The organism is Nocardiopsis sp. L17-MgMaSL7 (assembly GCF_003182025.1).
GTDB classification, from domain to species: domain Bacteria; phylum Actinomycetota; class Actinomycetes; order Streptosporangiales; family Streptosporangiaceae; genus Nocardiopsis; species Nocardiopsis prasina.
In genome coordinates this window covers 531,173-555,691 of record NZ_QGTF01000003.1, presented here as the reverse complement: position 1 = coordinate 555,691, position 24,519 = coordinate 531,173, and the positions used below count along the sequence as shown (strand labels likewise).

Here is a 24,519-nt window from a genome sequence, read left to right as displayed (position 1 = left end):
ACCACCGCACCCGGTGGGCATGAGATCACAGCCGGGTTCGCTCGCCGTTCGGAACCGAACGGGGTTCACTGGAAGGGACCGGGCCCGTTCGACCGGGTCGAATCGCACGGGGATACTGGTACATACCTTGACGAACGAAAGACTCTGATGAATCCGTCTACCGCCCTGGCTCGGGTCCTCGTCGACGAACTGGCCCGCTGCGGGATGGTCGAGGCCGTCGTCGCCCCCGGATCGCGCTCGACACCCCTGGCGCTGGCCCTGGTCGCCCACCCCGGCGTCCGGGTCCACGTGCGTGTGGACGAGCGATCGGCCTCCTTCCTCGCCCTCGGCCTGGCCCGCGCCTCACGCCGACCTGTGGCGGTCGTGTGCACCTCCGGCACGGCGGCCGCCAACCTCCACCCCGCGGTGATGGAGGCGGACGAGAGCGGCGTGCCACTGCTGGTGCTCACCGCCGACCGGCCCCCGGAACTGCGCGGCACCGGTGCCAACCAGACGGTGGACCAGATCGGCCTGTACGGCGGCGCCGTGCGCATGTTCGCCGAGGTCGGCACCCCCGACCCGGCCCCGGGCATGGTGGCGTACTGGCGCTCGCTGTCCTGTAGGGCCTGGGCGTCCGCGACCGGCGGCCGCCCCGGCCCCGTCCACCTCAACGTGGCCTTCCGCGACCCGCTCACCCCCGACGAACCCTCCGCCACCCCCACCTGGACGGCGCCCCTGGACGGGCGCCCGGACGGCCGCCCGTGGATCTCGCGTCCCGGTCCGTTCACCGAGCCCGCGCCGCTGGTGCTGCCGGACGTCGAGCGCGGCGTCATCGTCTGCGGTGACGGCGACTTCGACCCCGTCCCCTTCCTGGCCCTGGCCGAGGTCACGGGCTGGCCCCTGCTGGCCGAGCCGACCTCCAACGCCCGCCGGGTGGGCGCGCTCTCGACCTACCGGCAGCTGCTGGCCTCACCGGGGTTCGCCGACGCGCACGCCCCCGAGCTGGTCGTGAGCGTGGGGCGGCCGAACCTGTCCCGGCAGGTCCTGGCCTACCTGCGCCGAGCCGAACGCCACGTGGTGGTCACCGCCGGGGCGCTGGGCGACCCCGCGGCGAGCCTGGCCAACGACTTCTCCGACCCCGCGCGCACCGCCACCGACGTCGTCGCGGCGGTGGCCCCGCCCGCCGGGCTGGACTGGGCGCACCCGCGCCGCACCGACTGGTCGGGGTCCTGGGAGCGCGCCGAGGCGGTCGCCCGCGAGGCCATCGACGCGGTGCTGGACGCGGACGAGACCCTGTCCGAGCCGCGCCTGGCCCGCGACCTCGTCGCCCACCTGTCCGCCGGTTCGCTGCTCTTCGCCGGCGCGAGCATGCCCATCCGCGACCTCGACGCCACGATGCGCGCCCGCTGCGGTGTGCGCCTGGTCGGCAACCGCGGGGTGAGCGGGATCGACGGGACGGTGTCCACGGCGATCGGTGCGGCCCTGGCCCACCAGAAGGAGGGCGAGGGCCCGGCCTACGCCCTGCTGGGCGACCTCGCCATGCTGCACGACCAGAACGGCCTCATCATCGGGCCGGACGAACCCCGACCCGACCTCGCGGTCATCGTGGTCAACAACGACGGCGGCGGCATCTTCTCGGGCCTGGAGCAGGCGGGTCACCCCGACTTCGAGCGGGTGTTCGGCACCCCGCACGGAGTCTCCATGGAGAAGGTGGCGGCCGTGGCCGACCTGCCCTACACCCGGGTGGAGTGGGCCACCGACCTGCCCAAGGCGCTCCTCGGAGAGGGGCTGCGCATGGTGGAGGTCCGCACGACCAGAGCGGGCAGCGCGGCCCTGCGACGCCGCGTCCAGGACGCCGTGGACCACGCACTCGGCGCCCTGTCCTAGCGGGAGCGTCACACGGAGGGGGAGGCACGGAGCACCGTGCCTCCCCCTCCGTGCGCCGGGTCAGCGGTCCAGGATGTTCGTCAGGTCGAACTCCAACTTCAGCGGAACGGAGGTCCTGAGGGACTTCCGGTGGATGGTCGGCCTGCCGTAGTCGCCCGACGGGCTGGCGGGGTCCTTCTCGTACTCGTAGACCACCGCGTCGTTCCCGTCCTGCTCGACGCGCCAGTAGAAGCGCACACCGGCCCGCGCGTAGAGCTCGGGCTTGCGTTCACGGTCCCGTACCTCCGACTCCTTGGAGACCACCTCGACCGCCAGCTCCACCGCCTCCGGCGGGAACCAGGTCTGTTCCAGCTTCTGGAACGCGTCCGTACGCACCAGCATCAGGTCCGGCTCCGGCCGCTGCCGTTCGGAGAGTCTGATGGTGAACTCCCTCGCGACCCGCAGTCCGGCGGACACACACCGGTCGAGTTCACGTTCCAACAGTTTGAGTACGAGCATGTGGAACAGCTTCTGGGGGCTCACCAGTACCAGGTTTCCGTCGATGAGTTCGGTGTGCGGCGGAAGATCCGGGATACGGTCGAGGTCGTCAGCGGTGAAGCCGTCCTGCGGCGGCATGGGGAGGACCACGGTGTCCTCGAACTCTGGCGCTTGTTGCTCGGCCACTGTCGGAGCGGACATGTGACTGCCTTCGGTCGTCGGATCGTTCTTGTCGCTCACCGTAGCCATCCCCGCTGTCCCTGGTGTCGCTTTTCGCGATTGTTCCTACCCAGAGCATGCACCAGAACCCGGGGTCGCCGGTCGACCACGGGTCCGAGGACACGCCCGAGTCCCCCCGGGGGGCGGTGTCGAGGTCGGCGCGCGTCGTGACGGGTTCCGCGGGGTTCGACGGTCATGCTGTCGGGACCGTCACGAGGGAGGGCGCGATGCGCGACGTGGTCTATTCGATGGGTGTGTCGTTGGACGGCTACATCGTCGGGCCGGACGGCTCCTTCGACTGGTCGGTACCGGACGAGGAGGTCTTCGCCCTCGCCACCGACGAGGTGCGCCGGGTCGGCGTCTACCTGCTGGGACGACGCCTCTACGAGACGATGGCCTACTGGGAGACCGTCGACCAGAACCCGGCACACGACCACTCGACGGTCGAGTTCGCCGAGATCTGGCGGGCGCTCCCGAAGGTGGTGTTCTCCTCCACGCTGTCCGAGGTACGCGGCAACACCCTTCTGGCGTCCGGCGGTCCGGCGGAGGAGATCGCACGGCTGAGGGCCGGTCCGGGGGAGGGCGACATCGCCGTCGGCGGCGCGACCCTGGCAGCCCAGGTGGCCGATCTGGGCCTGATCGACGAGTTCCGGCTCCGGGTGTACCCGGTGCTGGTGGGCGGCGGCATCCCGTTCTTTCCCCGGGGCGAGCGCCGGACGGATCTCCGGCTCGTCGAGTCCCGCACCGTCGGTGGGGGGATCGTCTACCTCCGCTACCGAGTGGCACGCTGACCGCGAGAGCGGAGGGACCGACGCCCCGCCGGAGCGGTCCGGCGGGGCGCCCGTACCTAGCCCCGCTCGAAGTGGCGGCGGCGTTCGAGGTCGGTGACCGTGGCGGAGAACGCCGCCAGCTCGGCGCGGCCCGCCGCCGCCTGGTTGCGCACCACTTCCGGGCCGAAGCAGGACCGGGCGATCTCGCTGTTCTCCCAGGCCCGGACGGCCTCCTCCAGGGAGGCGGGCAGCCGGGCGGCGTCGCTGGCCGAGGCGTCGCCCGCCGTGGGCTCGGGCAGGGGGAGCGCCTGGTCGATCCCGTACAGGCCCGCCGCGACGACCCCTGCCACCGTCAGGTAGGGGTTGGCGTCCCCGCCCGGCACCCGGAACTCGATCCGCGCGGACTCACCGGACCCGATCACGCGCACCGGGCAGGTGCGGTTGTCCAGCCCCCAGGTGACCGTGTTCGGCGCGTAGGCCTGCGGTGACAGGCGCTTGTACGAGTTGACGTTGGGCGCGTACAGCAGGGCGAAGTCGCGGGCGCAGGCCAGCTGTCCGGCCACGAAGTGCTCCATGTGCTTGGACATGCCGTGCCGCCCCGCGCCGTCGTCGGCGAAGACCGGTGCGCCGGTCTCGTCGCGCAGCGACAGGTGCACGTGGCACGAGTTGCCCTCGCCGCCGTCGAACTTGGCCATGAAGGTCAGCGCGACCCCGGCCTGCGCCGCCAGCGCCCGGGCCCCGGCTTTGTACACGACGTGGTTGTCGCAGGTGCGCAGGGCGTCGTCGTAGCGGAAGACGATCTCGTACTGGCCGGGATGACACTCGCCCCGGGCCGACTCCACCGTCATGCCGGTGCGCTCCATCGCGGTGCGGATGCGCCGCATGAGCGGGTCGATCTCGGTGACCTCGGGCAGCGCGTAGTCGGAGTTGAACCGGGTGGCGGTGGTCAGGCCCCGGTAGTCGGCCTCGAAGGCCTCCTGGTAGGAGTCCCGGAACACGAGGAACTCCAGTTCCGTCCCGGCCAGGGCGTGCCAGCCGCGTTCGGCGAGGCGGTCCAGCTGGGTGCGGAGCACCTGCCGGGGCGCCACCGGTACCGGGCGCCCCTCGGAGTCGCGGGCGTCTCCCAGCACCAGGGCCGTGCCCGGGTCCCAGGGCAGGTAGCGCAGCGTGGCGGGATCGGGCAGGACCGAGAGGTCGCCGAGGCCGCCGCCCCAGGGATCGACGGCGTAGCCCGGCCGCGACTCCATCTCGACGTCCGTGGCGAGCAGGTACTGGCAGGCGTCGAAGCCGTTGGTCAGGGTCCGGGAGAGGAAGTCGCGCGGGTTGATCCGGCTGCCCTGCACCCGCCCCTGGAGGTCGGGCAGGGCCACGATCACGTCGGTGACGGCCCCGGACTCCACGTCGGCGCGCAGCCGGTCGAGCGGCACCGGGAAGGGCGGAGGCGGCGGGCTGGGCGGCAGGGTCTCGGTCAGGGGCGGCAGTCCGTCGCCGACGAGCGGGTTCACCGGGTCTCGTCGGTGCTGGTGGCGGGGGCCCGGTACAGCGGGTTGGGGATGGGCGGCGCGTCCAGGTGGAACTCGGCGTCGCGTTCGGCCCGGTCGTGGTAGCCGCCGCCCAGCAGGCGCTCGCGGTTCAGGCACACCCGCTCGTACTCCGGGGCGAGCAGGTCGAACGTCGCGAAGCGTTCGGCCAGCTCGGGGAACTCCTCCTGGTAGCGCGTGACCTCCGCGCGGACGAGGTCCCAGAAGCGTTCCTCTGACACGTCCAGCGACTCGTGGACCAGCGGCGCGAGGTAGCGGAAGTGGCCGACGAACAGGGACTTGGCGACGGAGGAGGTGAGCTCCCGGGCGTCGAAGCGCATGAGCACGCCCAGGGTCTCCCCGGGCAGGTCCGCGTACTCGGGCAGGTCGGTGTCCAGGAGCTTCATGTCGTCCACGAAGTCCTTGACGGCGAGCCGTGCCGGGCGGTCGCGCTCGTCGTGGACCACGATCGCGTTCTCCCCGTGCGGGTTGAAGGCGAGCCCGTACCGGTAGAGCAGGTGCAGGATCGGCGGCAGGAGGGCGGAGAAGAGGGCGCGCAGCCACTCCTCGGCCCCGAGGCCGGAGCGCTCCACGAGTTCGGCGACGAGCGCCCGCCCCTCGCCGTCCACGTGCAGCAGCGCGGCCAGCGTGCGGGCGCGCTCGCCCGGGTCGAGCTGCTCGGTGACCGGCTCGCGCCACAGGGCCCCCAGCAGCTGACGGTGCCGGTAGGGGGCGTCGGGGATGTCCTCCAGGACCGGGTGGCGCACGGCCACCGCCGCGACCTCGCCCGGCAGGACCACCCGGCAGCGCTCCGAGAGGAAGGGGTCCCGGTCGCGCAGGGCGTGCACCCACCCGGTGCTGGCGGGCGCCGCCCGGCACAGCTCGGTGGGGATGCCCCGGTAGACCATCGTGTTGAGGATGGCCAGTGACAGTTTGACGTTGAGCCGGTCGGGGCGGCCGAGGTTGGTGAAGGTGCGGATGGACTGCTGCGGCAGGTAGTCGTCGGCCGCCTCGCCCAGCGGCACGACGAGGCGGTGCGCGATCTCGGCGGCGAACAGCGGCACCACCACCTCGTCCCACTGCCAGGGATGGACCGGCAGCCACACGAACTCGGTGGCGGTGGCTCCGGAACCCCGGAGCGAGTCCTCCAGGCGGTCGGTGAACAGGGAGGTTAGCTCGGGGCCGAGTTCCCGGGCGCGCAGTGCCTCCTGGTCCAGGCCGGGCACTCCGTGGTGCTCGGCCAGGGAGCGGTGGACCGCGATCCAGGGCATACGCGCGGGCCTGCGGGCCTCGGGCGGGAACTGGGCGCGGTCCCGTGCGGAGAAGCCCACCCGGCCCTTGTTGGCGAAGATCCACGGGTGGCCGGTCTGGTGCCCCTCCAACTCGGCGTGGGGGAGCGCGGCCAGCGCGGCGCTCGTGGTGCGGGAGGAGGCCAGACGGGCGTCGCCGCTCAGCGTGGCGGTCAGCTCCCCGACCGTGAACGCCTCCACGGCGGGGTCGACGATCCCGGCCGCGCCGAGGTCGCGTAGGAGCACGAAGGGTGAGGCGGCGGTCCGGGTACCGTCGGCGGCCTCGCGCTCGGCGGTGCCGGGGCGGACCCGCCAGCCGTCCATGCTGGTGCGCCGTCCCTCGAACACGTAGGAGGCGCCGGAGTGGACCCGGGCCCGCCAGCGTCCGGGACCGTCGGGGTCGGGGCGCAGGGCGTACTCGAAGCAGAGTTCGGCGAGCATCTTGGCGGCCAGGTGAGCGCTGGCTCGGTCCCAGTGATCGGCGGTGAGTTCCGGGGGGACCGGCAGCGGGCCCCGGGCGGTGGCCGCGTCCTGTGTCGCGGTCACGGAGGGGGTCCGGACACGGGGCGGGTTCTGGGTGGTCATCGGTGGGTTCTCCGGGCTGGTCGCGGTCGTCAGGGCTGGGCGAGGGGGTTGTCGACCAGGCCGTGCATGACGTCGAACTCGGCGTCGCGTTCGGCGCGTTCGTGGAAGCCGCCGCCCATGAGCTGTTCGCGGTTGAGGGCGACCCGGCCCACCTTGGGGGCGAGCAGGTCGAACATCGCGAAGCGGTCGGCCAGCTCGGGAAAGCGCTCCTGGTAGGCGAGGACCTGCTCGCGGGCGAGGCGCCACAGGGTCTCACCGGGCACACCCAGCTGGCGTTCGACGATGTCGGCGAGGAACCGCAGGTGCCCGGCGCAGATCGCGGACAGCACGGAGTGGGCCAGCTCCTCGGGCTTCCAGCGGTGCAGGACCGAGCGCACGTGGTCGGGGATCTCGGCGTATTCGGGCAGGTCGAAGGGGAGCAGCTCGACGTCGGAGCCGAAGTCCTTCAGGGCGACGCGGACGGGGGCCTCGTCGCCGTCGAAGACCAGCACGACGTTCTCGCCGTGCGGCGTGAAGGAGGCGCCGTAGCGGTGGAGGTAGTGCAGCACCGGTGGGAACAGCGCTCCCAGGAACCGCTCCAGCCACACCTGTGGTTCCAGCCCCGAGCGTTCGACGAGTTCGGTGACCAGCGCCCGCCCGTCGGAACCCTCCAGGAGCAGGCAGGCCATGGTGCGGGCCCGTTCCCCCGGGGCGAGGTGGCGGTGGATCGGCTCGCGCCAGATGGTGCCCAACAGCTCGTGGAAGCGGTAGGGGGCCTGCGGCATCCGGTCGAACACGGGGTGGGGGACGGTCGCGGAGGCGCGCTCGGCGAGCATGATCACCCCGGTCTCGGCGAAGTAGGGGTCGCGTTCGGCGAGCGAGCGCAGCCAGGTGCTCGTGTGCGGGGCGCACCCGGTCTGGGTTCCCGAGAGTCCGCGCCACACCAGGGTGTTGCGGATCATCAGCGGCACCTTGACGTTGAGGCGGTCGGGCCGGTCCAGGTTCATCAGGGTGCGGATGGACTGGAAGGGGCGGTAGCGGTCACGGCTCAGCCCCAGCCGCACCACCCGGCCGAGGGCGATCTCGGAGGCGAAGAGCGGCGAGACGACCTCGTCCCACTGGAAGGGGTGGACCGGCATCCACAGGTAGGCGTCCGGGTCCTCGCCGCGCGCCCGCACCGCCTCGGCGAACTCCGCGCGCTGGTCCTCGTCGAGTTCGCGGGCGAGCAGGCCGTGCCGTTCGGTGTCGGCCATGGACTGGAAACGTCCCAGATCGGGGTGGACCGCGATCCACACCAGGCGGAACGCGCCGCGGGCCTCGGGGGTGTAGCGGGCGGCGTCGGCGGCGGAGAAACCCAGGCGGCCCTTGTTGACGAAGATGCAGGGGTGACCGGTCTGGTGCCCCTCCAGGTCCTCGTAGGGGAGGTCGGCGAGCTCGGCGGCACCGAGGGCGGAGGCGATCAGCCGGGCGTCGGCGGCGTGGGTGGCCAGCAGGTCGCGGACCACCTCGGCCAGGGAGTCGCCGGGCAGTCCCACGGTGGTCTGCGCGTCGGTGACGAACAGGGCCGGCTCCCAGGCGGGCTCCTCACCGTCCCGTGTGTGACGGACCAGGGAGTCGGGGTCCACGTGCCAGGAGCCGAAGCCGCCCCTCCGAGCGGTGAACCCGTAGGCGACCCCGCCGTCCACGGTCAGCGTCCAGGCGGGGGAGCCGTCGGGGGCGCTCCGTCCCGCTGCCTCGGGGACCACCATCTCCTCGTAGGCCATCTCTCCGATCATGTGGGCGAGCAGGCGTCGTCCGGCCCTTCGCCAGGTCGCGGGATCAGTGGTGGCGGGGTCCACGGGGTCGGGTGTGGCGGGTGCGGTCTCGGGCAAGGGGTTCCCTTCCGTCCGGAGGTCGGCCGGTGTGGTGGACGTGCCGGTCACCGGTGTTCCCCGGCCGGTACGCCGAAGGTCTGGTAGGCGGTGCGTTCGGGGAGCCGGTACACGGCGCGTCCGGTGAGGCTGTTGAGGATGGTGGCGGCCCTCCAGGCACCAAGGCCCAGGTCCGGGGTGCCGACACCGTGTGTGTGCAGCTCGGCGTTCTGCACGTGGATGGGGGTGGACAGCGCGGGATCGGTCTCCAGACGGTGGTCCGCCCCGATCACGTGCCGTCCGCGCGCGTCCGTGCGCAGGAACTTGGCCACGGGCGCGAGGAAGTCGGGTGCGCGCTGGGCGTAGCCGGAGGCGGCCACCACGGCGTCGGTGCGCACGGTGAACGCGCGTTCCTGCTCGCGGTGGCGGAAGCGCAGCTCGTAGCCGTCCCCCTCCGCGCGGGCCCCGACGAGTTCGCACTGGGCGGCCAGTGAGGCGCCGACCTCGCCGCCGCCGATACCGCGCTCGTAGAGCACGTCGTGGATCTCGGCGATGGTGTCGGCGCTGACGCCCTTGTAGAGCTGCCACTGCTCGGGCACGAGGCGGTCGCGTACGGGCTCCGGCAGGGCGTGGAAGTAGGCCGTGTAGTCCGGGGTGAAGTGCTCCAGGCCCAGCTTGGAGTACTCCATGGGGGCGAAGGCGGGCGAGCGGGTCAGCCAGCGCACCCGGGTGTCGCGGTGCTCGGGGGAGCGCAGCAGGTCCAGGAAGACCTCCGCGCCCGACTGTCCGGAGCCGACGACGGTCACGTCGCCCGCCCCTGCCAGGGCGTCCGCGTGGTCGAGGTAGTCGGCGGCGTGCAGGACGCGTTCGCCCTCCAGCGCGCGCAGGGGCTCGGGCAGCACCGGAGCGGTGCCGATCCCGAGTACCAGGGCGTGGCCGCGCACGGCCTCCCGGGATCCGTCGGCCCGCGTGTACTCGACCGTGAACGCGTCGTCCTCCGCGCGTACGGCGGTGACCTCGGCGTCGAACCGGCAGGAGTCCAGGCTGCGGGCGACCCACCGGCAGTAGTCGTCGTACTCGCGGCGCGGCACGTGGAAGTGCTCGGCGAAGTAGAAGGGGAAGAGGCGGTCGTGCTCGCGCAGGTAGGACAGGAACGACCACCGGCTGGTCGGGTCCACCATGCTCACCAGGTCGGCGAGGAAGGGCACCTGGAGGCGGGCCCCCTCCAGCAGGAGCCCCGGGTGCCAGGAGAAGTCCGGACGCGCCTCCAGGAAGCGCGCGGAGAGCCTGGGCACCGCGTCGGCGAGGGCGGCCAGGGCGAGGTTGAACGGGCCGAGGCCGACCCCCACCAGGTCGTGGACGCGGTGGTCGTCGTGCGGGAGGGTCAACGGTTCTCCTCGGGGACGGTCCGTTCGGCGGCGCCCGCCCCGACCACCTCGTCGAGCAGTGCGGCGGTGTCGTCGGCGGTCGTGTCGGGGTTGAGCAGGGTGAGCTTGAGCCACACCCGGCCGCCCACCGATGTACGGCCGACCACGGCGCGGCCCTGTTCGAGCAGGCGGCGGCGCAGGCGCGCGTTGACGGTGTCGGAGTGCTCTCCCGCGCGGTACCGGAAGACCACGGTGGTCAGGCTGGGCGTGGCCAGGAGTTCCAGGTCCGGGTGGGCGGCGGCCAGGGCGGCGGTCTCCAGTGCGAGGTCGTGGCAGGCCTCGACCAGGCGTCCGATCCCGTCGGTGCCAAGGGCCCGCAGGGTGACGGCGATCTTGAGGGCGTCGGCCCGGCGGGTGGTGCGCAGCGAGTAGCCGAGCAGGCTCGGGTAGCCCGCCTCCTCGTCGTCGGCGGGGTTGAGGTACTCCACCGAGCGGGACAGCGGCGCGAACAGGGCGCGCTCACGGGTGAGGAGCACCCCGGCGGCCACCGGCTGCCAGCCGAGCTTGTGCAGGTCCAGGCTGACCGAGTCGGCGTCCTCGATCCCGGTGAGCAGGCCGCGCAGGCGTCGGGAGAAGAGGGCTCCGCCGCCGTAGGCGGCGTCCACGTGCAGCCACACGCCGAACTCCCGGCACAGGCGGGCGACCGCGTCGAGCGGGTCGACACCGCCCAGGTCGGTGGTTCCGGCGGTGGCGACCACGGCCACGACCGTGTCGCCCTCGGCGCGCACGCGTTCGACGGCCGCGCGGAGCGCCTCGGGGCGCATGCGGTGCCGCTCGTCCACCGCGACGGTGACCACGGCGTCCTCGCCCAGACCGAGGAGGGCGGCGGAGCGCTGCACGGAGAAGTGCGCGGCCTCGCCGCACAGCACGCGGGGCCGGGCGGTGCCGGTGGTCCCGGCCACCCCGCGGCGCCCGGCTCCGGGCAGGGCGTGGTCGCGGGCGAGCAGCAGGGCGGTCAGGTTGGACTCGGTGCCGCCCGAGGTGACCACGCCTCCGGAACCGGATCCGTCGTAGCCGAGAAGCCCGGCCAGCTCGGTCACCACCTCGGTCTCCAGGGCGGTGGCGGCGGGGGCCTGGTCCCAGGAGTCCATGGACTGGTTGAGTACCGACGCGACGGTGTCGGCCGCCACAGCGACGGCCAGGGGCGGGCAGTGCAGGTGGGCCGCGCAGTGGGGGTGGGCGGGGTCGGCCGCGCCCAGGGTCAGGGCGTGGGTGAGCCGCTCCAGGACGGTCTCGGCGGAGGCGTCGGGTTCGGGGAGGAGGGGGCCCAGGGCGGCGTGGACCCTTTCGGCCACCTCGGCGGGGCCGTGTGCGGGCAGGGGACCGCCCCGGAGGGCGGTGGCGGTGGCCAGGGCCTCGGCCGCCTTCCCCACGAGGGCGGCGACCGTGGCGGGACCGCCGGGAGCGCCAGCGAGCCTGGAGGCGAGGAGGGGAGCGGGTGGGTCGGTCTCGCTGTCACCTGGGGTGCTCATGGTCAGAGTCGAGTCACTCTGTGTGATGGGCATGGGTGTCGGGCTCCTGTGGGTCCGGGTACGGAACACGCGGGGCTGGTGGAGGTGCGCCGACCGTTCCGGGATGCTGCCGGGCCGGACGGTGCGGGGGAGGGCCCCTGTGTGGGGCGTTCCGGAGGTGAGCGGGCCGGGGCCGGCGGACCGGCTGGTCAGGGGAGCGGGCTCAGGGGCGCAGGGGCCGGACCAGACCGTGGTGCCTGCGCCAGCCCGGGTGCGGAGCGAGGTCGCCCACGTGCCGCGGGCCGTTGTCGAGGAAGAGGTCGAGGGCGCGGGTGTTGTTCTCGGAGACCAGCGCGGCGGCACGCTCCTCCCGGCGGTCTCCCAGCAGCAGGGTCAGGGTCCGGCGCGCCACGCCGAAGCCGCGGAACCGCTCGTGGACCAGGACCTCGCACAGGGCGAGGGTGCGGCCGGGGCGCTCCCGGACGGTCTCGTCGGCGTCGACGCCGGGCAGGGGCTCGAACCCGTCCCACCAGCCGGTGGTGGCGGGCAGCGTGTACCCGTAGGCGAACCCGGCCGGTTCGCCGTCGACCCGGCAGGAGGTGAGGCGGAAGCCGGGCCGCGCCGCGCTGAACGCCAGGCGTTCGCCGAAGGTGGGGTCCCGGTGATCGGGCAGGTGCAGGGAGTCGGCGTGGACCGTCTCGTAGGCCTTGATCCAGGGGGTGGGGTCGGCCATGACGTCGTGGCCCCGGAGGTTCTCCAGGTGCCACTGGGCGTCCGGCGCTGGTCCGGCCGTGGGAGCGGGTGTCACGGGCATCGGGGGCGCTCTTTCGTCGGTGTCCTCGGGGTGCCGCGGGGGAGGGTGTGTCGCCGGAGCGACCGTGGTGTTTCGGTCACGTCATGTGAGCCGGGTTCAATTAGGGCAGGCTAACCTAAGCAAGTCAATGCTCCAGTCGAGTGCTCAAGCTCACGTTTGCGCGCGGGTGGCGCGGGTGTCGACGGTCCGCCTCGGAGCCCCCGGATGCGCCAGGAACGCGGGCATGGCGAACTCGTGGCCGTAGGCGCCCGCGTTGGGGAAGACCAGCACGTCACCCGCGCGCAGCGAGCCCACTCGCACGTCCCTGGCCAGCACGTCCTCGGGTGTGCACAGCTCACCAGAGACCGTTACCGAGGCCCCCTCCACTCCGGGGCGGGGCAGGTCCCGGGGCCAGTCCCCGCCCTCCACGACCGCGAAGTTGTGCCGGATCTCCCAGGACGTGGGCAGCTGGAACTGGTTGATGCCGCCGCGTACCACCGCGAAGTGCTCGCCGTAGGCCGACTTCACGTCGGTCACCCGCGCCGCGTACCAGCCGGTCGGCGCCGCGATCCACCGGCCGGGTTCGAACACCACCTCCACTCCCGGGTCGGGCAGCGCGGCCAGGGCGGCGCCCAGGGCGGTGAGGTCGAACTCGCCGTCACCCTCCTCGAAGGGCACCCCGAGCCCGCCGCCCACGTCCACCACGCGCAGGTCCACCCCGTGCCGCTTGGCTGTCTCCGCCGCCCACTCCAGGCACCAGAGCACGTAGGCGGCGTGCGCCACGGCGTCGGTGTTGCCGCTCACCGCGTGGACGTGGAACCCCACCAGGTCCAGCTCAGGCAGGGACATCGCGGCCGCCACCGCGTCCGGCACCCGGGGCTCGGGCAGCCCGAAGGGGCTCGGCGCGCCGCCCATCACCAGGGACCCGCTCACCGGCACCCGCTCGGGGTTGACGCGCAGCGTCACCGGGAGCACGACGTCCGCCGCACGGGCAGCGGCGGCGGCCCGGTGCAGCTCCAGTTCGCTCTCGACGTTGACCACCACGTCGGCGCCCCGCTCGGCGCGCAGGCGGGCCAGACCCAGCAACATCTCCGGGGTCTTTCCAGGACCGCTCACCGCGATCCGCTCACGGGGCGCGGAACCCGCGCCCGGTCCTTCGCCGGGACCCTCCGGTTGGTCGCGTTCCCGCAGCGCCGTCAGGGCCGTGCGGGCCTCGCTCAACGACGCCGCCTCGAACCCGTCCACGGTCCGGGCCAGGTGCGACAGCACCGGGGGGAACCCGTTGGACTTGACGGCGAAGTACACGCGGGCCCAGTCCGGCAGGGCCGCGCGCAGGGTGCGCACGCGGTCGGCGGCCAGGGCCGGGTCGTAGACGTACCCGGAACCGGGGGAGTCGGCCAGTTCGAGGGCGGCCCGGCGGACCGCCTCGGGGAGGACGTCGGCGGACAGGGCGGGGGTGTGTTCGAAGGAGCGGGGCGGTTCCATGGGATGCCCTTTCGTCGTGTCATGGTCCGCGCACCGAGCGTGCGCGGTTCAGGGCAGGGAAAGGGGGCCCGGAGTCCGGGCCCCGAGGGGGTGGTCAGTTCCGGGGGTCGACGCCGAAGACCTCGGCGACGTCGTCGAGGACCGCGTGCGCGGAGATCAGACCCACTCCGGACATCCAGTAGGCGTCGTCCACGTCGGTCTTCTCGCCCTCCAGCTGGTCCCACAGGGGGTTGGTGACGTAGTCGCCCTTGGACTCGTCCACCTCGCCCGCGCCGTCGTCGTAGGTGGCCACCAGGATCCGGTCGGCCTCCAGGTCGAGCAGGCGCTCGGGGCTGTGGTAGGTCGCGATCTCCTCGGAGTCGGTCTCGGTGTGCTCGCTCGCGGGCAGGCCCAGGTCGTCCAGGATCACGCCCACGTAGGAGTTGCGGGTGTACAGCCGCACGCCCTCGGCGTCCCCGGCGAAGCGGACCACCGAGACCGTGGGCGCCTCGCCGTCGTGGACCTCGGTGATCTCCTCGCCGATGGCGGCCGCGCGCTCCTCGAACTCGGTGACCAGGCGCTCGGCCTCCTCGGCCTGCCCCATGGCCTCGCCGGTCAGGCGGAGGTTGTCCTTCCAGGAGGCCCCGGTGTCCCTGGACATGACCGTCGGAGCGACCTCGGCGAGCTGGTCGTAGGCGTCGCCGTGGCGGACCTCGGCGGACAGGATCAGGTCGGGCTGGGTCTGGGCGACCAGCTCGGGGCTGATCTCCCACAGCAGGCCGACCGACTCGGCGTCGTCGGCGCCGCCGGTGTTCCAGTCGCTCTCGAACAGGTACTCGGGCAGCCCGTCCTGGTTCTCGGCGATCTGGGTGTGGCCCACCACGTTCCCGCCCAGGGCGAGGACGGCGTCCACGTACGTGAAGTCCAGGGGCAGCACCCGCTCCGGGGCGGCGGCGATCTCGGTGGAGCCCATGGCGTGGTCGACGGTGAGGGGGAATCCCTCGGCGGTCGCGCCGTCGCCGCCACCGCTGACGGCGTCCTCGCCGGGGCCCGCCGCGCCGCACGCCGTGAGCAGGGCCAGCGAGGAGGCCGCCGCCAGGGCGGCCAGGCCCGCGCGGCGGGGGAGGAGGGGGTGGGTCATGATGGGGGCTCCCGGAGTGGTGTGGGCGGTTCCGGCGCCGCTCCGTCGAGGTTGTCGCGACGAGCTGCCAGAACATGACTAACGGTCGGACGGGATGACTCTCTGGTGTGAACCGTGGCAAACTTAGATCATCCAAGTGTGGCCAGGCAAACCTAACTTAGGTCTGCCTGGCCTTTTCCTGTGAGGGGAGATCCGGTGAGCCAGACCACAGGCCCGTCCCAGGGGGCGGCCGGGCCACCGCGCTCCCGGGAACCGGCACGCTCGGCCGTCGCCGCCCGACGATCACGCCGTCTGGGCGGGCTGGCACTGCTCACCCTGCTGCTGGTCCTCGCCCTTGCCGCCAGCGTGCTCGTGGGCGCCCGCACACTGGACCCGGTCACGGTGTGGCAGGCTCTGACCACCGGCGCGGGACCCGAGGCCGACACGATCGTCAACGAGATCCGCCTGCCCCGCACCGTGCTCGGCCTCCTGGCCGGGATCAGCCTCGGCCTGGGCGGCGCGCTGATGCAGGGCCACACCCGCAACCCCCTGGGCGACCCCAGCATCCTCGGCGTCACCTTCGGTGCGGCCCTCGCCGTCGTGGCGGGCATCTACTTCTTCGGCGTCACCGCCCTGCACACCCAGGCCTGGTTCGCCTTCGCCGGGGCGGGCGCCGCCGTGGTCCTGGTCTACGCGGTGGCCTCGGTGCCCGGGCGCGGGCCCACCCCCGTGACCCTGGCTCTCGCGGGCACCGCCGTCAGTTGGATGGCCTACTCGGTGGCCTCCGGGCTGGTGCTGCTCGATCAGTCCACCATGGAGAACTTCCGGTTCTGGCGGGTCGGCTCCCTCTCCGGCCGGGACCCGTCGATCATCCCCCAGATGATCCCGGTCGTGCTCCTCGGCGCCGTGCTGGCCCTCGCCAACGCCCGCGCCCTCAACGCCCTGGCCCTGGGCGAGGACACCGCCCGCGCCCTGGGCTTCCGGGTCGGCCGGGCCCGACTCGTCGGCCTCGTGGCCATCACCCTCCTGACCGGGATCACCGTCGCCGCCTGCGGGCCCATCGCCTTCGTCGGGCTCATCGTCCCGCACCTGGCACGGGGGATCGTCGGGGCCGACTACCGATGGCTGATCCCCTACTCGGCCCTCATGGGCGCCGTCCTCCTCCTGTCAGCCGACATCCTCGGCCGGTTCCTCGCCCCGCCCGGCGAACTCCAGGTCGGGGTGGTCCTCGCACTGGTCGGCGCGCCCTTCTTCATCCACGTCGTCCGCCGCCGGAGGTTGTTCGCCCTGTGACCGCCACACTCGAACCCCGGGCCCCGCGCGACCCCCTGGCGCGCCGGGCGCGCGCGGTCACCCTCGGCCCGGTCGCGATCCCGCTCCGCCCACGCCTGATCGTCGTCGGAGCGCTCACGGCCCTGGCGATCGTGGCCCTGACCGGGCTCAACCTGTCCGTCGGAGACGTGTTCGTCACCCCCGCCCAGGTGTGGGCCAACGTCGTCGGCACCAGCTACGACGAGTACTTCACCATCTGGCGGGTGCGCATGCCGCGCGTGGTGGTCGGCCTGCTCGCGGGCGCCGCGCTGGCGGCGGCCGGTGCCATCACCCAGGCGATCATGCGCAACCCCCTGGCCAGCCCCGACCTGCTCGGCGTCACCCACGGAGCCAGCGCGGGCGTGGTCGCGGTGATGGCCTTCGGCGGCAGCTACGGGATCGTCAGCGGTCCGCTCGCCCAGATCGGGGTGCCCGCCCTCGCCCTGATCGGCGGCCTGGCCGCCGGGGTGCTCTGCTACGGGCTCGCCTGGCGCAACGGGATCGACGGCTTCCGTCTCCTCCTGGTGGGCGTGGGCGTGTCCACCGTCCTCATGAACGTCACCATCTGGATGCTCACCCTCGGCGAGGTCAACGACAGCGGCCGGGCCATGGTCTGGATCGCGGGCAGCCTGTCCATGCGCACCTGGGCCCACGCGCTGCCGGTGGCGGTCGCCCTCGCCGTCCTCCTGCCGCTGGCCCTGGTGGGCGCGCGGACCCTGGACGCCCTGTCCTTCGGCGACGACGTCACCCGAGGACTGGGCGTGCGCGTGGAGACCGCCCGCACCGGCATGCTCGTCCTGGCCGTGCTCCTCGCCGCGTTCGGCACGTCCGCGGCCGGACCGATCCTCTTCGTGTCGCTGGCCGCCCCGCAGATCGCCCTGCGCCTCGGCCGCGCCGCACGGCCGCCGGTGCTGCTCTCCGCCCTGGTCGGGGCCGCCCTGGTGGCCGCCGCCGACCTCGTGGCCCGCAACATCTTCGGCACCGTCCAGCTCCCGGTCGGTATCGTCACCGGCTGTCTGGGCGCCCTCTACCTCGTGTACCTGCTCGTCCGCGGCAACCGAAAGGTCCAGGCGTGACCACCGAACAGACCCACCCGAACCCGCTCCTGGCGGCCCCGGCCGACACGGACACGCCCCGGACCCGGCTGAGCGCGCGGGGCCTCACCCTGGCCTACGACGAACGCACCATCGTGGACGGCCTGGACACCGACATCGTCGAGGGCACCGTCACGTGCGTGATCGGTCCCAACGGCTGCGGGAAGTCCACCATGCTGCGCGCCCTGGGCCGTCTCATGCGCCCGCGCTCCGGTGTGGTGGAGCTCGACGGCCGCGACATCCACCGGGTGCCCACACGGGAGGTCGCCCAGGTCCTGGGGGTCCTGCCGCAGCAGCCGACCGCCCCCGACGGACTCACCGTCGCCGACCTCGTCGCGCGGGGCCGCCACCCGTCCCAGCGGTGGTACCGGCAGTGGTCGGGCGACGACCACCAGGCCGTCTCCGCCGCCCTGGAGCGGACCGGCCTGCTGGAGCTGGCGGACTCCCCGCTGGAGGAACTGTCCGGCGGCCAGCGTCAGCGCGCGTGGATCTCGATGGTCCTGGCCCAGGGCACGGACCTGCTGCTGTTGGACGAACCCACGACGTTCCTGGACCTCGTCCACCAGGTCGACGTCCTGGACCTGGTCCGCGACCTGCACCGGCAGGGCGGCCGCACCATCGTCATGGTCCTGCACGACCTCAACCTGGCCGCCCGTTACGCCGACACCATCATCACCATGCGCGAGGGCAGGGTGGTGGCCAGCGGAACGCCCGCCGAGGTGCTCACCCCGCAGCTGCTGCGCGAGGCCTTCGACCTGGAGGCCGTGGTCGCCGAGGACCCCGTCTCGGGCGGCCCGCTGGTGGTTCCCGTGGGCCGCGCGGGGCACTGAACCGCCGCCACGAGAGGAGAGGGGCCCGCACCGCGGGGAGCGGCCGGGGACACGCGGACACTCCGACCTGGGCGAGGCTTCTGGACGTGATCGAGTGGGTAGGCGAGGATCACCACAAAGGTCCGACGGAGCGTGTTCGTACGACTTTGCAGAGTGATGCCCCCGGCCGTGTCAGGGGAGTTGTCGGCGCGTTCACCCGGGTTTCACCACGGCGTGTGAAACCTCGGCCAAGGTCGTGAGCGACCAGGCAGGACCTCCTGCACGATCGCTGGCGCGCCGCTGAGCGGCACCCCGCAGCCGCACGGGGGCGTGTGAGCGATCACGATCCCCGAGGAGAACGTGTGACCCCATCCGCGCCCCGCCGCCTCCTGCCCCTGCTTGGAGTCGGAGGAGGACGATCCCCCAAGACCTGCGAGTACCGGTGCGGCAACGCCTGCTTCCATCCCGCTCCCAACAGGAGCGACAACGCGTACTTCGGTGACATCTTCCAGGGCGTGCTCTCGCGGCGCACCGCGCTCAAGGGAGCGGCGGTGGGCGCCGGAGCCAGCGCCCTCGGCCTGGCGGCGCTGAGCCCCGCGTCGGCGGACAGAGGACCCGACCGCCCGCACCCCTCGCCCCGCCCCACCTTCAGGAGCGTCCAGCCCAACAACCGCGACGCGGTCACCGTCCCCGAGGGCTACGACCACCACGTGATCGTCCGCTGGGGCGACCCGGTGCTACCCGACGCCCCGGAGTTCGACTTCGACAACCAGACCGCCGAGGCCCAGGCCCGGCAGTTCGGCTACAACTGCGACTACGTCGGCTTCCTGCCTCTGGACGACGACAGCGGGCTGCTCTGGGTCAACCACGAGTACACCAACGAGGAACTGATGTTCCGCGGGTACTCCGGTGGCGCGGACGCCGACCCCGAGTGGATTCGCGTGGCGATGGCCGCCCACGGCGGTTCCGTGGTGGAGCTGGACCGGGTGGACGACACCGGCCAGTGGGTGCTCGCCGACGGCGAGCGGCCCTTCAACCGGCGCGTCACCCTCGACACGGAGTTCCGGCTCACCGGCCCCGCCGCCGGGGACGAGCTGCTGCGCACCGAGGCCGACCCCGAGGGCACACGGGTCCTGGGCATGCTCAACAACTGCGCGGGCGGCACGACCCCCTGGGGCACCATCCTCAGTGGCGAGGAGAACTACAACCAGTACTTCGTCGCCGCCCCCGACACCGAGCCCTACGCCCGCTACGGCTTCTCCACCGGCCGCGACGGTCGCCGGTGGGACCGCGTGGACGAGCGCTTCGACCTGGGCAGGCACCCCAACGAGGCGCACCGCTTCGGCTACATCGTGGAGATCGACCCGCACGACCCCGACTCCACCCCCGCCAAGCGCACCATGCTGGGCCGCTTCAAGCACGAGGGCGCCAACGTCAACCTCACCGAGGACGGCCGAGTCGCCGCGTACATGGGTGACGACGAGCGCTTCGACTACATCTACAAGTTCGTCAGCGCCAAGAAGTACGTCGAGGGCTCCCGCAGACACAACATGACGCTGCTCGACTCCGGCACGCTCTACGTCGCACGCCTGGAGGGCAACAGCCCCGAGGAGGAGATCGACGGCACCGGCGCGCTGCCCTCGGACGGTGAGTTCGACGGCACCGGCGAGTGGATCCCGCTGTGCACCGACACCGAGAGCTTCGTCGAGGGCTTCACGGTGGCGCAGGTACTGATCCACACCCGCCTGGCCGCCGACAGGGTCGGCCCCACGAAGATGGACCGTCCCGAGGACTTCGAGCCCAGCCCGGTGACCGGCAAGGTCTACTGCGCGCTGACCAACAACAGCGCGCGCGAGCCCGGCCAGGCCGACGAGCCCAATCCGCGCGGCCCCAACAAGTTCGGGCACATCCTGGAGATCATCGAGGACGGTTCGGACTCCGCGTCCACCACGTTCACCTGGGTCGTTCCGATCGTCTGCGGTGACCCCGAGGACGAGTCCACCTACTTCGCCGGGTACGACAAGTCCAAGGTGATGCCGATCTCCGCGCCCGACAACGTGGCCTTCGACAAGCACGGCAACCTGTGGATCTCCACCGACGGCCAGCCGGGCAGCCTCGGGATCAACGACGCCCTGCACGTGGTCCCGGTCGAGGGGCGCTTCCGCGGCGAGCTGCGCACCTTCGCCACCGTCCCGGTCGAGGCCGAGACCTGCGGTCCGCTCATTACCGACGACCAGAAGACCGTCTTCCTCGCCCCGCAGCACCCGGGCGAGAACGGCACGGTCGAACAGCCGACCAGCTTCTGGCCGGACGGGGACTTCCCGCGCCCGTCCGTCGTCTGCGCCTGGCACAAGGGCGGCCGCGACATCGGCAGTTGACCACTGCCCGGGGCCGTGACGCTCCGGACCGAGCCACCGGCCCCGGTTCCCTCCGTCGTGGGGGAGGAACCGGGGCCGGTCTCCGTGCCACCGGTCATGGGGTCACAGGACCCGCTCGAAACAGAGCGCTCCGGGCGCGTCCGCGTAGGCACCGAAGGGCGGAACGGGACCATAGCCCGCCTTCGTGTAGAAGCGCACCGCGTCCGGCTGGCGCTCACCGGTCTCCAGTCGCAGGCACGTCCAGCCCCGGTCGCGGGCCCAGTCCTCAAGGGCGTGAAGGAGGGTGGAGGCCGCGCCCGAACCCCGGCTCTCCGGCACCACGTACATGCGTTTGACCTCGCCGAACCCCTCTCCCAGGTCCCTGAGCCCACCGCAGCCCACGGCGGTGTCCTCGTCGTCGCGCACCACCGCGAACACGGCGATGTCCTCAGCGGAGGGCGGGGTACCCGGCTCCGAGTCCGGGGACGCGTAGCGTTCGGCGATCTCCCGCCGCTGACACGCGCGGAGCGCCGCGGCGTCGGGGTCGTCCCAGGGGACCAGTTCGATGTTCATGCAGTGAGCCTGCCGCAACCGTGTTTCCCGTGTGTGAAGCCGTGGACCGCGCCCCTGGAGCGCGGTGACACCCCGCCTCGCGGGAGGGGTGTGCGGTCAGTGCCCCGGGGCCGCCCTCCGGCTTCCGGAAGGACCTTCGGAGGCCGCCCGGGGACCCGGACTCTCAGCCTTCGGGGTCCGTGAGGGCCTCACGCATCACCCGGAACTTCGACTCGGCCTCGGCCACCTCCGACGCCGGGTCCGAACCCGCCACGATCCCACCGCCCGCGTACAGGCGAGCGTGGGCGCCGTCCACGTGGGCGCAGCGCAGCGCGATACCCCACTCGGAGTTGCCCGCGCCGTCCAGCCAGCCCACCGGTCCGGCGTACCCGCCCCGGTCCATGCCCTCCACCTCGGCGATGAGGCGCATCGCCGTCGCGGTGGGGGTGCCGCCCACCGCGGCCGTGGGGTGCAGTGCCGCCACCGCGTCCAGGGCGGACACCCCGGTGGAGAGGCGGGCGTGCGCGCGGGTGGCCAGGTGCTGCACGTTGGCGAGTTTGAGCAGGTGCGGCCACGCGGGGACCACCAGCTCCTCGGCGAGGGGTTCCAGGGCGTCGCGCAGCGAGTCCACGGCCAGCCCGTGCTCCTCGATGTCCTTGGCGGAGGCCAGCATCTCCTGACCCAGGCGCTGGTCGGACTCGGGGTCCTCGCCACGGGGGCGGGTTCCGGCCAGGACCAGCGAGGTGAGCTGGTCGCCCTCCCTGCGCAGCAGGAGTTCGGGGGTCGCGCCGACCATGCCGCCGACGGAGAAGGTGAAGCAGGCGGGGAAGCGGGTGCGCAGTCTCTCCAACAGCACCCGGACGTCGACAGGGGCTTCGGCGTCGGCGAAGGAGTCCCGGGCCAGCACGGCCTTCTCCAGTTCACCGGCGCGGATGCGCTCGACCGTTCCGGCCACCGCGCCCATCCACTCCTCGCGGGTCAGGGACCCGGGGCGCCACCGCACCGGCCCGACCGGCCGCGGAGCCGAGTTGGGGCGCAGCAGCTCCTCGGGGTGGGCGCCGGGCTCGTCGGTCACGGTGGTCAACCAGGTGCGGCCCTCGCGGCGGCCCACGACCACGCGCGGCACGATCAGCGTCGAACCGGCCGAGGTGGGGGCGAACGTGAACGTGCCGAAGGTGACCAGTCCCGTGCCGGGCAGCTCGACCTCGTCCTCGACCTCGGCGTGCTCCAGCAGGGCGTCGAACCAGCGTGCCGCCTCGTCGAACCGGGTGGTGTCGGTGGGCTCGGTGCCCTCCGGCAGCGGTGCGCACTCCAGCCGGGCGGCCTCGCCCCAGCCCACGACGCCGTCGTCTCCGGTCAGCCAGGCGAGCGGGACCCCGGTGGGCAGGCGCCGCACCAGACTGCTGCCGACGCGGTCACGCAGGGCGACGGTGTGGACGAACAGTTTCCTGGCGTCGGTGTTCGGGTGGCTCGGCTTCTGGGGGTGCGGCACGGCGTTCACGGGACTCGATTCTAGGACCTGGCCTGGGACGTTGTGTCCCGGGTCGGCCCCGTCGGGGCGATGCGTGCCGGGAGCGCTCCTCGGCGCGGGCCAGGCACCGGGGGCGAACTTTGCCCGAACGGGGGTGTGACGAGCCGGAGGCGCTTCTGGGGCGGTGCTTCGTTGACCTGGCAAAACATTCCCGTTGAGCACCCTGTGCGACGTTATCCACACCTTGCCCGAATCGTGTCCGAAAATTGACATCTTGCTCTACTCTGGTTCGCGGCGTGGCGCCAAGGGGACGGCGGCGCGCGGACCTCCCGAAGGAGATCTGTTGTTGATGCGTTCGAAGGCACGGAACGTGAGTACTCCGCGCGCCGGAGCACGGTGGGCGGCGGCCGCAGCGGCGGCCACGGCACTGCTGGCCGGTTGCTCCGCGAAGGACGGCGCCCCCGAGACGGGGGCCGAGGCCGCCGTCCCCGGCGGTGAGGGCATCGCCGCCCCCGCCCAGTGCGGGACCGACGGCGACAAGCGCGAGATGCGCGGCGCCTGGCTCACCACGGTCCGCAACATCGACTGGCCCTCGGAACCGGGCCTGTCCGCCGACGAGCAGAAGGCCGAACTCGACGAGTGGCTCGACGAGTCCGTCGACATGGGCCTCAACGCCGTGTTCCTGCACGCCCGGCCCACCGCCGACGCCGTATACGACTCCGACCTCGAACCGTGGGCCCGCTACCTCACCGGCGAGCAGGGCGGGGACCCGGGCTACGACCCGCTGGAGTACGCGGTGGAGGAGGCGCACAAGCGCGGCCTGGAGATGCACGCCTGGTTCAACCCGTACCGGGTCGGCCTCCAGGACCCCGACATCGAGAACCTCACCGACGACCACCCCGTCAAGCAGAACCCCGACTGGCTGGTGGACTTCGGCAAGGAGGCCTACGTGGACCCGGGCAACCCCGAGGTCCGCGAGTGGGTCACCTCCGTCATCATGGACGTCGTCGAGCGCTACGACGTCGACGGCATGCACTTCGACGACTTCTTCTACCCGTACCCGCAGGACGGCGCGACCTTCGACGACGACGCCACCTGGGAGGAGTACGGCGGAGACTTCGACGACCGGGCCGACTGGCGGCGCGACAACGTCGACCAGCTGATGCGTGACGTGCACGGCCAGATCCAGGAGACCAAGCCGTGGGTGAGCTTCGGTGTCTCCCCGTTCGGCATCTGGCGCAACGACAGCACGGACTCCTCCGGTTCGCCCAGCTCGGGCCTTCAGTCCTACGACGCGCAGTACGCGGACACCCGCACCTGGATCCAGGAGGGGACCGTGGACTACGTCGCGCCCCAGCTGTACTGGGAGCGGGGCTTCTCCACCGCCGACTACGAGGCCATGACCGACTGGTGGGCCGACGAGGTCGAGGGCACCGACGTGGACCTGTACGTGGGCCAGGGCGCCTACCGGCTCGGGGAGAGCGGCTGGACCGGCGACGACGCGCTGAGCACCCAGCTCGACTACTCGGGTGAGCTCGACCAGGTCTCCGGCGACATCTACTTCTCCATCAAGAGCATGCGCGACAACCCGGACGCGGTGGACCACCTCAAGGAGTCCCACTACGCCCAGCCCGCGCTGCCCCCGGTGATCGACTCGCCCGAGGGCGACGGCCCCCGGGTCGGCGCGCCCACCGGTGTCACCGCCCAGGGCGACGACGAGGTGGAGGTGGAGTGGCAGGCCATCGAGGACGCCCGCTTCTACGCGGTCTACCGTCTGCCCGCCGACGCCGCCCAGGCCCTGGAGTCCGGTGACGACGAGGCCTACTGTGCCGCGCTCGCACCGGAGAACCTGGTCGGCATGACCGGTGAGCCCGGCCTGACCGACACCGAGCCCCTGGACGACGGGGCCGGATACGTGGTCACCGCCCTGGACGACTACCGGGCCGAGGGGCCGGTCAGCGAGATCGCCGACCCGCGCGGCTGACAACCGACCCGGCAGGACCGACGGGCCCGCTCCCCACACGGGGGCGGGCCCGTTCTGTGTCCGGCGGGGCCGCGACGCTCAGCCGCGCACTCCACCCGCTCGTGCTCCATCCGGCACATTCGCCAGAATCC

Annotated in this window: 18 protein-coding genes; 7 read left to right on the top strand and 11 right to left on the bottom strand. The window is 72.6% G+C overall.

The window, feature by feature from the left end; genetic code table 11:
• Nucleotides 1-147 precede the first annotated feature (147 nt).
• The gene (menD, locus tag BDW27_RS07735; RefSeq protein WP_110048779.1) at nt 148-1,866 is read left to right on the top strand and encodes a 2-succinyl-5-enolpyruvyl-6-hydroxy-3-cyclohexene-1-carboxylic-acid synthase; all 1,719 of its coding nucleotides are present in this window, start codon (nt 148-150) and stop codon (nt 1,864-1,866) included.
• A 60-nt stretch (nt 1,867-1,926) separates the two neighbouring features.
• Here the strand turns inward: menD and BDW27_RS07730 are convergent, their stop codons facing one another.
• A complete protein-coding gene (locus tag BDW27_RS07730) occupies nt 1,927-2,544 on the bottom strand; it encodes a Uma2 family endonuclease (RefSeq protein WP_026129323.1) in 618 nt (205 codons plus the stop codon).
• A gap of 245 nt (nt 2,545-2,789) precedes the next feature.
• Here BDW27_RS07730 and BDW27_RS07725 point away from each other — a divergent pair, with 245 nt between their 5' ends.
• Nucleotides 2,790-3,353, top strand: coding sequence for a dihydrofolate reductase family protein (locus BDW27_RS07725; RefSeq protein ID WP_110048830.1), 564 nt, complete (start codon nt 2,790-2,792; stop codon nt 3,351-3,353).
• Between the two features lie 56 nt (nt 3,354-3,409).
• Here the strand turns inward: BDW27_RS07725 and BDW27_RS07720 are convergent, their stop codons facing one another.
• The 8 genes from BDW27_RS07720 to BDW27_RS07685 all read right to left on the bottom strand — a co-directional run bounded on the left by BDW27_RS07720 (nt 3,410) and on the right by BDW27_RS07685 (nt 14,831).
• Nucleotides 3,410-4,837, bottom strand: a complete 1,428-nt coding sequence (locus tag BDW27_RS07720; RefSeq protein WP_110048778.1) for a glutamine synthetase family protein — start codon at nt 4,835-4,837, stop codon at nt 3,410-3,412.
• Nucleotides 4,834-6,726, bottom strand: a complete 1,893-nt coding sequence (locus BDW27_RS07715; protein WP_110048777.1) for an IucA/IucC family siderophore biosynthesis protein — start codon at nt 6,724-6,726, stop codon at nt 4,834-4,836. The genes BDW27_RS07720 and BDW27_RS07715 overlap by 4 nt, the downstream gene beginning before the upstream one ends.
• A gap of 29 nt (nt 6,727-6,755) precedes the next feature.
• The gene (locus BDW27_RS07710; RefSeq protein ID WP_233515674.1) at nt 6,756-8,576 is read right to left on the bottom strand and encodes an IucA/IucC family siderophore biosynthesis protein; all 1,821 of its coding nucleotides are present in this window, start codon (nt 8,574-8,576) and stop codon (nt 6,756-6,758) included.
• Between the two features lie 47 nt (nt 8,577-8,623).
• A complete protein-coding gene (locus BDW27_RS07705; RefSeq protein ID WP_110048775.1) occupies nt 8,624-9,943 on the bottom strand; it encodes a lysine N(6)-hydroxylase/L-ornithine N(5)-oxygenase family protein in 1,320 nt (439 codons plus the stop codon).
• Nucleotides 9,940-11,454, bottom strand: coding sequence for a pyridoxal-dependent decarboxylase (locus BDW27_RS07700; protein ID WP_255421466.1), 1,515 nt, complete (start codon nt 11,452-11,454; stop codon nt 9,940-9,942). Before BDW27_RS07700 ends, BDW27_RS07705 begins: the two co-directional genes overlap by 4 nt.
• 202 nt (nt 11,455-11,656) lie before the next feature.
• The gene (locus tag BDW27_RS07695; RefSeq protein WP_110048773.1) at nt 11,657-12,247 is read right to left on the bottom strand and encodes a GNAT family N-acetyltransferase; all 591 of its coding nucleotides are present in this window, start codon (nt 12,245-12,247) and stop codon (nt 11,657-11,659) included.
• A 150-nt stretch (nt 12,248-12,397) separates the two neighbouring features.
• Nucleotides 12,398-13,711 (bottom strand): alanine racemase, encoded by a 1,314-nt coding sequence (locus BDW27_RS07690; protein WP_110048772.1) that lies wholly within the window; start codon nt 13,709-13,711, stop codon nt 12,398-12,400.
• 94 nt (nt 13,712-13,805) lie between these two features.
• Nucleotides 13,806-14,831, bottom strand: coding sequence for an iron-siderophore ABC transporter substrate-binding protein (locus BDW27_RS07685; protein WP_110048771.1), 1,026 nt, complete (start codon nt 14,829-14,831; stop codon nt 13,806-13,808).
• Nucleotides 14,832-15,026: 195 nt separating this feature from the next.
• On the opposite strand from BDW27_RS07685, the gene BDW27_RS07680 reads away from it, so the two are divergent.
• The 4 genes from BDW27_RS07680 (at nt 15,027) to BDW27_RS07665 (ending at nt 20,402) form a co-directional block, all read left to right on the top strand.
• Nucleotides 15,027-16,103, top strand: coding sequence for an iron ABC transporter permease (locus tag BDW27_RS07680; protein ID WP_110048770.1), 1,077 nt, complete (start codon nt 15,027-15,029; stop codon nt 16,101-16,103).
• The gene (locus BDW27_RS07675; protein WP_110048769.1) at nt 16,100-17,197 is read left to right on the top strand and encodes an iron chelate uptake ABC transporter family permease subunit; all 1,098 of its coding nucleotides are present in this window, start codon (nt 16,100-16,102) and stop codon (nt 17,195-17,197) included. The genes BDW27_RS07680 and BDW27_RS07675 overlap by 4 nt, the downstream gene beginning before the upstream one ends.
• A complete protein-coding gene (locus BDW27_RS07670; protein ID WP_199560575.1) occupies nt 17,194-18,045 on the top strand; it encodes an ABC transporter ATP-binding protein in 852 nt (283 codons plus the stop codon). The genes BDW27_RS07675 and BDW27_RS07670 overlap by 4 nt, the downstream gene beginning before the upstream one ends.
• A gap of 341 nt (nt 18,046-18,386) precedes the next feature.
• Nucleotides 18,387-20,402 carry a PhoX family phosphatase gene (locus tag BDW27_RS07665; protein ID WP_110048768.1) on the top strand — a complete coding sequence of 672 codons (2,016 nt, stop codon included), beginning with the start codon at nt 18,387-18,389 and terminating at the stop codon, nt 20,400-20,402.
• Nucleotides 20,403-20,504: 102 nt separating this feature from the next.
• Here BDW27_RS07665 and BDW27_RS07660 read toward each other — a convergent pair whose 3' ends face one another.
• Both BDW27_RS07660 and BDW27_RS07655 read right to left on the bottom strand, forming a co-directional pair.
• Entirely contained in the window at nt 20,505-20,954 is a 450-nt protein-coding gene (locus BDW27_RS07660) for a GNAT family N-acetyltransferase (RefSeq protein ID WP_017544942.1), read from the bottom strand.
• A gap of 163 nt (nt 20,955-21,117) precedes the next feature.
• Nucleotides 21,118-22,434: an isochorismate synthase MenF gene (locus BDW27_RS07655; RefSeq protein ID WP_017544943.1), complete on the bottom strand. Its 1,317-nt coding sequence runs from the start codon at nt 22,432-22,434 to the stop codon at nt 21,118-21,120.
• A 319-nt stretch (nt 22,435-22,753) separates the two neighbouring features.
• Here BDW27_RS07655 and BDW27_RS07650 point away from each other — a divergent pair, with 319 nt between their 5' ends.
• On the top strand, nt 22,754-24,388 hold the full coding sequence (locus tag BDW27_RS07650) for a glycoside hydrolase family 10 protein (protein WP_110048767.1): 1,635 nt from the start codon (nt 22,754-22,756) through the stop codon (nt 24,386-24,388).
• Nucleotides 24,389-24,519: the final 131 nt, after the last annotated feature.